At 69.1% G+C, this 13,618-nt stretch carries 9 protein-coding genes; 5 read left to right on the forward strand and 4 right to left on the reverse strand.

The window, feature by feature from the left end; genetic code table 11:
- Positions 1–2: 2 nt before the first annotated feature.
- Complete coding sequence (locus tag AB0E63_RS02045) at positions 3–1,832, reverse strand: hypothetical protein (protein WP_360359888.1); 1,830 nt, start codon at positions 1,830–1,832, stop codon at positions 3–5.
- A gap of 193 nt (positions 1,833–2,025) precedes the next feature.
- Between AB0E63_RS02045 and AB0E63_RS02050 the strand changes: the two genes are divergently transcribed.
- Both AB0E63_RS02050 and AB0E63_RS02055 read left to right on the forward strand, forming a co-directional pair.
- Positions 2,026–2,688 carry a hypothetical protein gene (locus AB0E63_RS02050; RefSeq protein ID WP_360359891.1) on the forward strand — a complete coding sequence of 221 codons (663 nt, stop codon included), beginning with the start codon at positions 2,026–2,028 and terminating at the stop codon, positions 2,686–2,688.
- A gap of 95 nt (positions 2,689–2,783) precedes the next feature.
- Positions 2,784–5,924 (forward strand): glycoside hydrolase family 3 N-terminal domain-containing protein, encoded by a 3,141-nt coding sequence (locus tag AB0E63_RS02055; RefSeq protein ID WP_360359894.1) that lies wholly within the window; start codon positions 2,784–2,786, stop codon positions 5,922–5,924.
- Here the strand turns inward: AB0E63_RS02055 and AB0E63_RS02060 are convergent.
- The 3 genes from AB0E63_RS02060 to AB0E63_RS02070 form a co-directional block, all read right to left on the reverse strand.
- On the reverse strand, positions 5,917–8,043 hold the full coding sequence (locus AB0E63_RS02060; protein ID WP_360359897.1) for an MMPL family transporter: 2,127 nt from the start codon (positions 8,041–8,043) through the stop codon (positions 5,917–5,919). The two genes, AB0E63_RS02055 and AB0E63_RS02060, sit on opposite strands and share 8 nt — an antisense overlap.
- Positions 8,044–8,142: 99 nt before the next feature.
- Positions 8,143–9,069 carry a DJ-1/PfpI family protein gene (locus tag AB0E63_RS02065; protein ID WP_360359900.1) on the reverse strand — a complete coding sequence of 309 codons (927 nt, stop codon included), beginning with the start codon at positions 9,067–9,069 and terminating at the stop codon, positions 8,143–8,145.
- A gap of 7 nt (positions 9,070–9,076) precedes the next feature.
- Complete coding sequence (locus AB0E63_RS02070) at positions 9,077–9,676, reverse strand: cysteine hydrolase family protein (protein WP_360359903.1); 600 nt, start codon at positions 9,674–9,676, stop codon at positions 9,077–9,079.
- Positions 9,677–9,878: 202 nt separating this feature from the next.
- On the opposite strand from AB0E63_RS02070, the gene AB0E63_RS02075 reads away from it, so the two are divergent.
- The 3 genes from AB0E63_RS02075 to AB0E63_RS02085 all read left to right on the forward strand — a co-directional run bounded on the left by AB0E63_RS02075 (position 9,879) and on the right by AB0E63_RS02085 (position 13,608).
- On the forward strand, positions 9,879–11,111 hold the full coding sequence (locus AB0E63_RS02075) for an aldose epimerase family protein (RefSeq protein WP_360359905.1): 1,233 nt from the start codon (positions 9,879–9,881) through the stop codon (positions 11,109–11,111).
- 128 nt (positions 11,112–11,239) lie between these two features.
- Positions 11,240–12,973, forward strand: coding sequence for a sensor histidine kinase (locus AB0E63_RS02080; protein ID WP_360359908.1), 1,734 nt, complete (start codon positions 11,240–11,242; stop codon positions 12,971–12,973).
- On the forward strand, positions 12,964–13,608 hold the full coding sequence (locus AB0E63_RS02085) for a response regulator transcription factor (protein ID WP_360359911.1): 645 nt from the start codon (positions 12,964–12,966) through the stop codon (positions 13,606–13,608). Before AB0E63_RS02080 ends, AB0E63_RS02085 begins: the two co-directional genes overlap by 10 nt.
- The last annotated feature ends 10 nt before the right edge of the window (positions 13,609–13,618 follow it).

Here is a 13,618-nt window from a genome sequence, read left to right on the forward strand (position 1 = left end):
GCCTACGGGGCCCTACGCCCCACCGAGCTGAGCACGCCCGCGCCGAAGCCCGGACCGGTGCGGTCGACGGCACGGAGCGCGAGAATCGCGTTCAGCGCCACCGGCGCCAACCGGCCACCGAACTCCTGTCTGGTCAGCGCTGCCACGCCGGCAGCGGTCGGCGCGGAGGCCGACGTACCGAAGAAGCGGCACTCACCCTGGACCGCCGTCGGACAGACGCCGGCCCCGAACCCGCCGGCTCCACTCACGGAGACGCCGTCGGCGGCTGCCCAGTACGGCGCCGGGAAGCTCCGTGACGACCCACCGGAGATCCCCTTGCACGGACCCGGCTTTCCGCCCGGGCAGCGCGTGGTGGTGATGATCTGGGTCGGGCCGGCCGCGCTGAACGGCTCCAGCGCGATGGTCTTCGGGTCCACCGACAGACTGGCGTTGACGGCGCCGGCGCTGGTCGCGAAGCCCAGGTAGTTCGAGTCCGGGTTCATCGACCCGGCCCGCTCCGGCGGGTCGATGGTCTGTACGCCGGCCGACAGCGCACGCCAGCGCAGATCCAGGATCGGCGCCTTGCGAGCCGTCGAAGTGCCTTGGACGTCGACGACCAGCTTGACGGGCTGCGCCACGGTGGTCGTGTTCTCGTAGATGAACTGCTCGATCGTGTCGCCGACCCCGTTGGCCTGAACTCCGTTGCTCGCCGCGAGGCACGTCGTACCGGCGGCGTCCATCAGATACAGGTTGAGGTCGGTGAAGCCGCCTTGTCCCGCGGTCGGGTAGATCGCTCGCGGCTCGCTCCACTGCAGGGTCGGCAGGATCGCCGCGCCGGGCAGCAGGTTCAAGTCGTACGTCGTGTCCGCGCCGCGCAGCTTCACCACGTTGTCGGGCGCGTTCGGGCAACCGGTGAAGGGCCCGACGACACCGTCCGGCCCGCTGCCGGTTCCGGTCGCGGTCACGCGTGGCGCGTGCCTGCCACCGAGGTTCCCGGCCGACGAGCTGACCCAGATGCCGTGCTTGGCCAGACCCTCGGCCGTGGCGGCGCCGATGCCCTGCTGGAACGCCGGCTCGTCGTCGAACGCGATGTCCTCGGCGATCATCGTGACACCGGCGGCGGCCAGGTCGTGGAAGGCCTCGACGTACTGCGCGAGGGTGTCGCGCGTACTGGCGTACGCGAGCTTCGCGCCCGGTGCCATGTCGTGGATGATCTCCAGCATCGCGGTGCCTTCGTCATCCTCGTAGTCGGCTTGGCTCAGGACCTGAACGTTCTTGGGCAGCTCACCCTGGGCGATCGAGTCGGCCAGGTGGTCGACGTCGCCGGAGATCGCGCCGACCTTCTGACCACGACCGGTCAGGCCGCGGGCCTGGGCCTTGTCGGCCTTGTGCACCTGGACGCCCTCGGCCGTGATCGGGCCGACGTCGACTGCCGGCCGCAGCGACGGCCGCAAGGCAGCCACCCAACCAAGTGCGGCAACAGCGTCAAGTTTGTCGTACGGGACCGAGACGGACACCAGGCCGGTGCTCGGCAGAGCCGCACCGGGGATCGCCTTGAAGTCGGCCGAGTTCGTCAGGACGGACACGCCGAGCCTCGACAGGTCCGCCTCCTGCGCCGCGGTCACCGGTGCCGCGGCGTACACCTGGACGCCGATCCGGCCACTGGCGCCGACACCCAGCGAGCGGGCCTGTGGATCGACTGCACCTGCCTTGGCCGCCGCGGAGGCCTTGGCCAGCTCGGCAGTCTGCCGCAGCAGGGTCGGGATCTTGGACGGCTCGGCCGCGGCGGCAGCGGGTGCTGCCGTAGCGGGTTGGACAGCGGCGACGATCGCCATCGGGACGATCAACGCCACACCACTTAGTAGACAGGCCAGCTTTCTCACAGTTCCTCCCTAGAGAACGCAGGCATCACGAAGCCGCCCCCAAGAACCCCGCCGACCCGCGGCCCAGCCCTCACCCTCACCCACCAACCCCCCACTGTCCAGATCTAACCCAACTCCTTCCGCCCCGCAGACGTCGTACCCGACCGACACCCCGGAGGGACCTTTGCCCAAGTTCGACCAACTATTCGACACCGCCGTCACGCTCATCACCACCGGCCGCCACCAGCGCGACTCACTCCCCCAGGAAGGCGGCCGCTGGCCCGTCAGCGTCATACTCCCTCCACCACTGGACAGCCCCCTCAGCCGGCGGCTCGACACCCTCACCAGCGAGGCCGCGGCCCTTGCCGGGCCTGGGCACTGGGAAACGGGTCAGCCTGGATCGGCCCACCTCACCGTCCGCGCCCTCGAGGGCTACCGCGAAGTCATCCCGCCCGACGATGCTGCGATCCAGCGCTACCGTGCCGCGATCGAACGTGCCGCCCCCGGCCCGACCCGCTTCCGCGTCACCGGGCTCACCCTCACTCCCGGCAGCGTGATGGCCTGCGCGGTCCCGCTCGACGCGAGCGCGGACGACTTCATGGATCGGCTCACCACCGAACTCGGGCCGGATGGGTGGTTCGAGCGGCCGCACGGGCGTCGCGATATCTGGTACCTGAATCTGCTGCACTTCACGACCTCCGTCACGCACCCCGAGAAGCTGATCGGCTGGGTGGCTGGTCACCGGAGGACCGAGCTTGGTGAGGTCAGGATCACGGGGGCGGAGCTTGTGCGGTTCCGGTATTGCTCCGGGCCGCGGGCTCATATGGCTCCCGTGAGAGCGCTCTAGTTCCGGAACCGGTGAGGTCTTGACCTGGGGGCGGGGAGACCTGAGAGTCGGGGCCGGACGCGGGTGTGAGGCTCGCGCGGAGGTGGGGAGCGGCCATGCGTGGTTTTCGTCGGACAGCTCTGGTCGCCGCGGCGGCTCTGATCGCCGGACTGTTGCCACTCCAGGCGTCGGCCGATGATCCGGCGCCGATCGTGCTGGCGGCGTTCGAAGGTGGGGAGCCGTTCGCGTCGCCACCGAACGCCGGCATCTTCGGCTGGGGCAGCGATGCCGACGACCCGCCGACGATGGAACTGCAGACCCGCGCCGACGCCCCGTCCGGCGAGAAGGTGCTGCACGGCACCTACAACATCAGCGGGTACGGCGGCTTCAGCCACGACGTGACGTACGACGTGAACCCCGGCGACTGGTCGGCGTACAAGGGGATCCGGTTCTGGTGGTACGGCCAGAACACCGCACCGCTGCCACCCGGCTCCGGGAAGCGGATCTTCTTCGAGATCAAGGACGGCGGCGCGAACGCCGAGGCCTCCGAGCTGTGGAACACCAGCTTCACCGACGACTGGCAGGGCTGGCACCTGGTCGAGATCCCGTTCAGCGAACTCGTCTACCGCACCGACTACCAGCCGGTCGGCGGCATCGACCAGGTGCTCAACCTGACGCACATGTGGGGCTACGCGATCACCATGCCGGTCGGCTCCCCGGGTGAGTTCGCGATCGACCAGGTCGAGATCTACGGCAAGGCGGATCCCGCGCTGAAGGCGAGCGTCGTCACCGACGCGGGCGTCTACCCGGTCAAGGAGGGCGGCACCGCGCAGGTGAAGGTCTCGGTCGCGACGACCGGCGGCACCCCGCTCGAGGAGCCGGTCACCGTCGACTACAAGACCGGCACCGGCAGCGCGGGCGCCGACGACTACACCCCCGTGTCCGGCACGCTCACCTTCCCAGCGGGTACGCCGTCCGGCACCGCGCAGACCGTGGCCGTCGCGACCCGCAAGGATCGCACCGCCGAGGCCGCGGAGACCATCCCGCTCGAGCTCACGGTCACCGGCGCGAAGGCCCCCGCGACCCAGCCGGTCGTGGTGATCAACGCCCACGACCTCCCGTACCTGAACCCGAAGCTCCCGCTGAAGAAGCGCGTCGACGACCTGCTCGCCCGGATGACGCTGGCCGAGAAGGTCGGCCAGATGACCCAGGCCGAGCGCAACGCACTGCGGTCCCGCACCGACATCGCGACGTACGCGCTCGGCTCGCTGCTCTCCGGCGGCGGCTCGGTACCGACGCCGAACACCCCGGCCGCATGGGCCGCGATGATCGACAACTTCCAGCTGAACGCGCAGGCGACCCGGCTGCAGATCCCGCTGATCTACGGCGTGGACGGTGTCCACGGTCACAACAACGTAGTCGGCGCGACGATCCTGCCGCACAACATCGGCATCGGCGCCACCCGCGACCCGGACCTCGCCAAGCGGACCGGTGAAGTGACCGCCACCGAGGTCCGCGCGACCGGCATCCCGTGGGACTTCGCGCCCTGCGTCTGCGTGGTCCGCGACGACCGTTGGGGCCGCGCGTACGAGGGGTACGGCGAGGATCCGGCGCTCGTGCAGTCGATGGCGACCGTGATCACCGGCCTGCAGGGCAAGGCGGACGGCAGCCAGCTCGCGCAGAACAACCACGTACTGGCGACTGCGAAACACTTCGTCGGCGACGGCGGAACGACGTACGGATCGTCGACGACGGGTTCGTACAAGATCGACCAGGGGATCACCGAGGTCACCCGCCAGCAACTGGAGACGCTGCACCTGGCGCCGTTCGAGACCGCCGTGGATCTCGGGGTCGGCACCGTGATGCCGTCGTACTCGAGTGTCGCGATCGATGGCCAGGCTCCGGTCAAGATGCACGGGAACGGCGAGCTGATCAACGGTGTGCTGAAGCAGCGGATGGGCTTCAACGGCTTCGTGATCAGCGACTGGCAGGCGATCGACCAACTGCCGGGCGACTACGCGAGCGACATCCGTACGTCGATCAACGCCGGCCTCGACATGATCATGGTGCCGACGAACTACCAGGGCTTCACCCAGGGTCTGACCGACGAGGTCGCCGCCGGCCGGGTGCCGGTGTCCCGGGTCGACGACGCGGTCCGGCGGATCCTGACCGAGAAGTTCAAGCTGGGCCTCTTCGAGCACCCGTACGCCGACACGTCGCAGGCGAACTCGATCGGGTCGGCGGCCCACCGCGCGGTCGGCCGGGAGGCGGCGGCGAAGTCCCAGGTGCTGCTGAAGAACGACGGCAACCTGTTGCCCTTGGCATCCACCGCGAAGGTGTACGTCGCCGGCAGCAACGCGAATGACCTGGGCAACCAGATGGGCGGCTGGAGCATCACCTGGCAAGGCGGTTCCGGAGCGACGACCACTGGTACGACGATCCTGGACGGAATCAAGCAGGTGGTCCCGACGGCAACGTTCAGCGCGGATGCCTCCGCACCACTGGAGGGACACGACGTCGGCGTGGTCGTGGTCGGCGAACGCCCGTACGCCGAAGGGATCGGTGACGTGGGCAACGGTCACGACCTCTTGCTCTCCGATGCCGACAAGGCCGCGGTGGACAAGGTGTGCGGCGCGATGAAGTGCGTCGTGCTGATCGTGTCCGGCCGGCCGCAGGTGATCGCGGACCAACTCGGCAGGATCAATGCGCTGGTGGCGTCGTGGTTGCCGGGGACCGAGGGTGCCGGGGTGGCCGACGTACTGTTCGGCAAGCGGTCGTTCAGTGGCCGGCTCCCGGTCAGCTGGCCGCGGACCGAGGCCCAGCAGCCGCTGAACGTCGGTGACGCCTCCTACGATCCGCAGTACCCCTACGGCTGGGGTCTGACCACGCAGGCCGCGGCGCGGCAGAAGCTGACGGAGGCCCGGAACACCCTGCTGCGCAAGCATGATCCGTACGCGCTGGCCGCCGGGGTCGCTGCCGGTGTCGCTCTCCGGGTGAAGGACTGGTCAGGGCCGCAGGCAACCATCGCACTGGCGGCCGTGGCCCAGTCGGCGAAGCTCCTCGAGCGCACCACGGCGGACACCTTCGCCGAGGACGACGCGGTCGTCGGGACGGCCCGATGGATCGCGCAGAACAAGATCGGTCAGAACCTCACCGAGCCGACGTCCAAGCTGATCTCCGACGCCGAGCACCAGCTCCTCACCGGGCACCTGAGTGCCGCGGTCAGCAACCTGACCGCGGCCTACAGGTTCAGGTAGCGACGAGCTCGCGTTCCGGCTGCACCGGCGCTTCCCGGTGCAGCCGGTTCGGCCACCACGCCTTGCGACCCAGCAGCACGAGGATCGACGGGAGCATGACGATCCGGACCAGGGTGGCGTCGATCAGTACGGCGACGGCCAGGCCGACGCCCATCTGCTTCATCTCCAGCATGCCAAGGGTCGCGAAGACGGCGAACACCGAGACCATCACCGCGGCCGCACTGGTCACCACGCCGGCCGACTCGGTGATGCCCTTGCGCACCGCCTCGCGCGGCGTCAGGCCCTCGGCGACACCCTCGCGGATCCGGCCGAGCACGAACACGTGGTAGTCCATCGACAAGCCGACCAGGATCACGAAGAGGAACAGCGGGATCCACGACACCACGTACCCGACCGAGGTGAACCCGAGCAACCCTTCGGCCCATGTGTGCTGGAACACCAGCGACAGTACCCCGAAGCACGCCGCCACCGAGGCCAGGTTGAGCAGAGTCGTCACCAGCGCGATCGCCACGCTCCGGAACGTGACCGCCATCATCACCAAGGTCAACGCCAATACGAACGCGATCACCCACGGCAGCTTGTCCCGCTGATTGTTGCCATAGTCAACGGAGTCGGCCGATTCTCCACCCACGGCCCAGGTCGTAGATCCCAACGCGGCCGGCGCCAGATCGTCGCGCAACTGGTCCAGCGCGACCTCGGCGTTCCCACTGCTCTCCGGCAACACCGACACGACCGTCAGCACAGCGGTTTCACCAGACTGCCTAACCGCATCCGCCGGCGGTACGACGAACTTCCCGCTCTGTACGGCGGACTCCTGCAACCGAGCCAGCCCCGCGGCAGCACCGTCGCCTCGCGCGACCACGTCGTACGAGAGGCCGCCCTGCGACGGGAAGTTCTCCTGCAGCGCCTTGAACGTGCGCACCTCGGGAATGCTCTGCGGCAGTGAGTTCAGGTCGCCCGACTCGGTCTTCATCCCGAGTGCCGGTACGGCGAGCGCCACCACGACGACGGCCGAGAGCGACAGTGCCGCCCGCGGGTGACGCAGTACGGGCGCCAGGATGCGGCGGCTGATCCCACCGGGACCGATGCGCCGGTTGAGCCGCCACAGCAGCGGGACGCGCGGCCGGTCGACCCGGTGCCCCAGCTTCGCGAGCAAGGCCGGGAGGACGGTCAACGAACCGAGGACCGCCACCGCGACGACCACGATCGTTGCCGTCGCCATCGAGGCGAACGTCGCGTCCTGAGCGACGTACAGGCCGGCCATCGAGACGATCACGGCGACACCGGACACGACCACCGAGTGCCCGGAGGTAGCCGCGGCGATCTCGACGGAGTGCAAAGTGTCCCAGCCCTTGCGGCGTTCCTCGCGTTCACGCTTGAGGTAGAAGAGCGAGTAGTCGACGCCGACGGCCATCCCGATCAGCAGTACGACGTTCGCGACCGAGCCGCCGTCCGGGAAGAGGTAGGACAGCGGCGCGTAGAAGCCGAGGGCCGCGCCGACGGCCGAGAACGCCAGCAGGACAGGGATTCCGGCCGCGATCAACGCGCCGAAGGCGAGCAGCATCAACCCGAAGGTGATCGGCAGGCTGAGCTTCTCCGCCTTCGCGAGATCGGACCCGACCTGCTTCCAGATGCCCGCGTCGAGGGAGGCCTCCCCGGCCTGCGCGATGCTCAGGCCTGGGTTGGCCTGCTGCACCTCGCCGGTGGCGGCGACGACCTTCTCGATGGCGTCGGCCGCGTCGTCCGCCGTACCTTTCAGCTCGATCGGCAGCAGTGCTGCCTTGCCGTTCTCCGACCAGACCGGCTGGCCAACGCTTTGGACCGCCTCGAGGGCGCTGAACTTCTGCCGGAGCTGGCCGATCGCCGTTGTGGCGGCCGCCTTGTCCAGCGGCCCGTCCGGATCGGTCAGCAACACGGTCTCGCTCGGTTTGTCGGCGAGTCCGGCCTGCTGGATCAGTTCGGCGGCCTGCCCCGACTGCCCGACCCAGGTGTCCTTGTCCTGAGTTTGCTGCTTCGGGATCGCCACCGACATCCCGACCGCCACGACGACGAGCAACAGCCACAGGCCGATCGCCCGCCATGGATGGGTGGCACTCCAGCGCGCCACCCGCACAGTCACCGAACCTCTGCTCACGCTCGTTCTGTTCACAGAACGAGCCTCGCTGGACGGCGCGCGGAACTCAGGAGTCCTGCGCCCCCACCGGAGGTAGACCTACCTCTACCCGGCGACGGGTTCGGCGGCGCGGGCGCGGAGGCGGCGGAGCATCCGGGCGTCCTCGAAACCGACCGCTCGGGCCGCCGCCTCGATCGTGGTGCCGTGGCCGATCAGGTGTTCGGCGCGCTCGAGGCGGAGGAGTTGCTGGTAGCGCAGCGGGGTCAGGCCGGTCGCGGTGGTGAAGATCCGCGTCAGGGTGCGTTCACTGACCCCGATCTGCTGGGCGAGCTCGGTCAGCAGCAGGCGATCGGCGTACCGGGCGTCGATCAGGTCCTGCACCCGATGGGCGAGGTCGCTGAGGTGACCGCGGTGCCGCAGCATCGCGCTCTCCTGCAGTTCGTCGCCGTTCCGACGCGCGTACACGACCATCTCCCGCGCGATCCGCGCCGCCGCCTCGGCACCACGCGCGACCGCGACCAGGTGCAGTGCCAGGTCGATCCCGCTGGCGATCCCGGCCGAGGTGATCACGCGGTCGTCCACGACGTACAGGACGTCGCGGACGATAGTCGCCTTCGGGTAGCGCGCCGCCAACTCGTCGGTCAGGTCGTGGTGCGTGGTGTACCGGTGCCCGTCCAGCAACCCGGCCGCACCGAGCGCGTCGGCACCCGAACACACACTCACCACCGATCCCCCGGCCGCATGATGACTCCGCAACCGGTGCCGCGTCTCCGGGCCGATCGGCGGCACCGGCGACAACCGCGGCGACCGCCACCCCGGTACGACGATCAGGTCGTCAGGACCGAGGTCCGGCCAGTCCAGCCGCGCCTTCACCGGCACCCCTTGGGCGGTGACGATCTCGTCGACCTCGGCCACATAACTCAGCTGGTAGCCGTAGCCGAGGTCGTTCGCGGTCGAGAACACCTGCGCCGGCCCGGCCAGATCCAGCAGGTGCAGTTTCGGCACCAGCAGGAAGACGACCTGGGTAGTCATGATCCAGTCAGGATGCCACGGGTACGGCGGTCAGTTCGTCGAGCGCCCGGATGGTGGCGAACCGGCCGGCCAGGGCGTACTCGGTCCGCTCGGTGACGACCTCCGGGCTGAGCGTCCGCGGGTCGGCCAGGATCTCGTCGAGGGTCGCGTCCGCGGGCATGGTCCAGTGCGGCAGCGGGGTAGTCGCGGTCGCCTCGGAGACGAAGACGACCTCGTACCCGAGGTCCGACGCGACCCGGGCGGTGGTCTCGCAGCACTGCTCAGTGCGGATACCGCTGATCACGAGGTCGGTGACGCCGTGCTGCGTCAGGAGCTGCTGCAGATTCGTTGTGGTGAAGGCGTTGTGGGACGTCTTAGTGATCAGCGGCTCACCCTCGATCGGCGCGAGTCCCTCGATCAGCCGGACGTGGCCCTCCGCCGGGTCGAAGGCGCCGCCGGTGCCCGGCTCGGTGTGCAGGACCCAGACGACCAGGTCACCGGAGTCCCGGGCCGCGTGGACCAAGCGGTCGACCCGCTCGGCGATGTCGGGGTGGTTCACGGCCGCCCAGTTCGGGCGGACCCTGAACGATTCCTGGACGTCGATCACGATCAGTGCGGTTCGGCTCATACCGCTCATCCTCGCGGCGTACGTCGTACCCCTAGTAGACCCGATCGGGGCGGGGACCGGACCGATCCGGTCAGCACCGGCCAGTCCCCTCGATCACACCGGAGACATCGGACGAATTCGAACCGTTACGAACTGTTCCAAACATTGGCCTGGCGTGCTTATCGTGCCGAACAGCCGTTCTACAACGATTGAGGGGATTGCGATGCCCGACCACCTGCCCCGCCGCCAGGTCCTCCGGACCGCCGGCGCACTGGGCTTGGGTGCCGCCGCCGCGGGCGCTTTGCACAGCACCGCCGAGGCCACCACCCAGGCCAGTTCCACCGCTGGTACGAACGCTAAGTTGGCCGCCATGGGCGAACACCACGGCAAGCTCGAGATTCGCAAGGAACCGTTCGGCACCACCCCGGGCGGCCAGCAGGTGGACGTGTACACGTTCACCAACGGCCAGGTGACGATCTCGATGCTGACCTGGGGGGCCACCATCCAGCGCGTCGAGACCCCGGACCGGCGCGGCCGGACCACCAACATCAGCCTCGGCTTCGACAACCTGCCCGACTACGCGGCACTCAGCCCGTACTTCGGTGCCACCATCGGCCGCTACGGCAACCGGATCGCGAAGGGCCGGTTCACGCTGGACGGGACGACGTACCAGATCCCGATCAACAACGGCGAGAACGCGTTGCACGGCGGCACCATCGGCTTCGACAAGAAGGTCTGGAAGGCGGTGGTCGTCCGCAATGACAAGGCCGTCGGCGTCGCCTTCACCTACGTCAGCCCCGACGGCGAGATGGGCTTCCCTGGTGAGCTCACCAGCACAGTGACGTACACGCTGGACAAGCGCGACAACCTGCGCATCGACTACCACGCGACCGTCGCGGGCAAGCCGACCATCGTCAACCTGACCAACCACGTGTACTTCAACCTGCTCGGCGAGGGCAATGGAACCATCTACGACCACGTGCTGGAGCTGAACGCGCCGAAGTACACCCCGGTCGACGCCGGTCTGATCCCGACCGGCGAGCTCGCGCCGACCGCCGGTACGCCGTTCGACTTCAGCAAGCCGACCGCGATCGGCGCCCGGATCCGGCACGACCACCCGCAGCTGATCGTCGGCCGCGGGTACGACCACAACTTCGTCCTCGGCGGTCAACCGGACGACGACGGTCTCCGCTTCGCCGGCCGATTCACCGAGCCCGAGCACGGCCGCACGGTCACCGTGCACACCGACCAGCCCGGCGCCCAGTTCTACAGCGGCAACTTCCTCGACGGCACGTTCCTCGGCATCGGCAACAAGGCCTACCGCCAGGGCGACGCCTTCGCCTTCGAGACCCAGCACTTCCCGGACTCCCCGAACCACCCCAACTTCCCGTCCACAATCCTGCGCCCCGGCGAAACCTACAAGTCCACCACCATCTACACCTTCGGCACCAAGTAGCCCCGGCTCACGCAGAGAGGTGGTCCCGTCACCGACGGGGCCACCTCATGCCGTTCGGGGCCCACGCATTGCCTGCGCGGGGTAACGAGCGCAGGGTGGCGGTAGAGGGTGGGTGACAGGTTGTGGCGGTGCCGACGATCGAATCGGCCCGCGGACCGGGGCCGTGGGCGCTGTGGGCGACCGTCGTGGCGGGTTTCGGCACGCTGGTCGTCTCGGTCGCGCTCGCGTTGGCGGGCGACGAACTGGTCCGGCCGGGCCTGCAGGCACTGCTCTTCAACTGGATCACCATCCCGTACCTGATCAGCGGGACCCTCGCCTGGTGGCGCCGGCCGGCGAGCCGGCTCGGTCCGCTGATGATCGCCACCGGTTTCGTGATGGCCTTGACCGCCCTGCAGTGGTCGACCGTGCCGGTGCTGCTCTCGATCGGCCATCTGCTCGACCTGCTACCGGCCGCCATGTTCCTGCACGTGTTCCTCGCCTATCCGACCGGACGGGTGACAGGACGGCTCCGCCGCCTCGTCGTCGGCTGCGGTTACGCGACCGCGCTGGTCCTGCAGCTCGCGAAGATCCTGCTCGGGATCAACCCGGACAGCATCTTCACCGTCACGACGCGACCGGTCCTGGCCGGCCGGATCGAGCAGCTCGAGCTGATCACGATGAGCGTGCTGCTGCTCGTCGGCGCCGCCCTTCTGCTGGTCCGGCGACCGTCTGCGAGCCTGGTCCGTCGACGGCCGGTTGCGTTGCTCGTGGACAGTTACGGGCTGGCACTGATCATGCTCGCGATCCTGTTCATCGCGGGACTGCGGGGCTGGCCGCAGATCGAGACCGTTCGGCACGTCACGTTCGCGGCGCTCGGACTCGCGCCCGTCGTGTTCCTGCTCGGGCTGCTGGACGCCCGGCTGGCCCGCACCGATGTCGGCACGTTGCTGATGGACCTGCGCGCACACCCGGCCGGCGACCTGCGCGAGCCGCTGGCGCGAGCCCTGCACGATCCCTCGTTGACCATTGCCTTCTGGTTGCCGAAGTACGGCAGCTGGGCCGACTCCGAAGGACATGCGGTCACCCTGCCCGACGTGGCCGACGGGCGGGCGACGCGGGTCATCTATCGCGATGACGAACCCGTCGTCGCCCTCGAGTTCGACCGGTCGCTCGGGGACGAGCACGAGTTGCTGGACGCGGTCGCGGCGGCGGCCGGCATCGCCTTGGAGAACAGCCGCCTACAGGCAGAGCTGCGGGCCAGGCTGCACGAACTGCAGGGTTCGCGCGCGCGCGTCATCGACGCCGAGCAGCAGGAACGGAAGCGGCTCGAACGCAACCTGCACGACGGTGCACAGCAGCGACTGGTCGCGCTGGCGCTCGAACTCGGACTGATCGCCGGCCGGTCCGCCGATGACGCCGACACCAAGGCGCGCCTGATGCGGGCCAAGCTGCAGGTCACCACATCGCTGGACGAGCTCCGGGATGTTGCGCGCGGCATCCATCCGGCGGTCCTGACCGGTCATGGTCTGGGAGTCGCGCTGGAGTCCCTCGCCGCCGAGGCTGTCGTCCCGGTCACGCTGGAGGTCGCGGCCGGCGGAAGGCTGCCCGAGCACGCCGAGGTCGCCGCGTACTACGTGGTCAGCGAGAGCCTGACGAACATCGCCAAGCACGCCCACGCGAGTACGGCGTCCGTTCGCGTCACACGGTCCGCCGGTCAACTCGTCGTCGAGGTTCTCGACGACGGCGTCGGCGGCGCGGACACCGAACGCGGGTCGGGCCTGCGCGGTCTCGCCGACCGGGTCGAGGCGATCGGCGGCCGGCTGCGGATCTGGAGTCCCCCCGGCGGCGGCACCCGGCTCGAGGCGGAGATCCCATGCGGGTAGCCATCGCCGAGGACAGCGTGCTGCTGCGCGAGGGACTGACCAGGATCCTCGGCGACGCCGGCTTCGAGGTGGTCGCGGCGTACGACAATGCCGACGACCTGCTGCGGTACGTCCGCGGCTTCCCGCCGGACATCGCGATCCTCGACATCCGGCTGCCACCGACCCACAACGACGAAGGCATGCGCGCCGCGCTGCAGATCCGCGAGCACCATCCCGGCTTGGGGGTACTCGTGCTGTCGCAATACCTCGAGCTCGGCCTGGCGATGCAACTGCTGTCCGAATCGGCCGAAGGCGTCGGCTACCTGCTGAAGGACCGGATTAGCGACGTCGAGGACTTCACCGGCGCGGTACGGCGGGTGGCCGGTGGCGGCTCGGCCATCGATCCGAAGATCGTCTCCACCTTGCTGCAACGACGGCGCAGCGACGACCCGCTGGCCGTGCTGACGCCGCGCGAACGTCAGGTCATGGAACTGATGGCGACCGGCGCCTCCAACCAGGGCATCGCGGACGACCTGGTGGTCACGTTGCGGGCCGCGGAGAAGTACGTCTCCGGCATCTTCACCAAGCTCGGTATTCCGTCCACGCGCAGCGAGTCCCGCCGCGTGCTCGCCGTACTGCTGTACCTGCGCGCCTGACGAGACACCA

The organism is Kribbella sp. NPDC026596, assembly GCF_040638415.1.
Lineage (GTDB): Bacteria > Actinomycetota > Actinomycetes > Propionibacteriales > Kribbellaceae > Kribbella.

Coding starts and splice junctions, on each gene's coding strand:
- AB0E63_RS02075 (WP_360359905.1), top strand. CDS start 9,879: ATGCCCGACCACCTGCCCCGCCGCCAGGTCCTCCGGACCGCCGGCGCA.
- AB0E63_RS02065 (WP_360359900.1), bottom strand. CDS start 9,069: ATGACTACCCAGGTCGTCTTCCTGCTGGTGCCGAAACTGCACCTGCTG.
- AB0E63_RS02070 (WP_360359903.1), bottom strand. CDS start 9,676: ATGAGCCGAACCGCACTGATCGTGATCGACGTCCAGGAATCGTTCAGG.
- AB0E63_RS02085 (WP_360359911.1), top strand. CDS start 12,964: ATGCGGGTAGCCATCGCCGAGGACAGCGTGCTGCTGCGCGAGGGACTG.
- AB0E63_RS02055 (WP_360359894.1), top strand. CDS start 2,784: ATGCGTGGTTTTCGTCGGACAGCTCTGGTCGCCGCGGCGGCTCTGATC.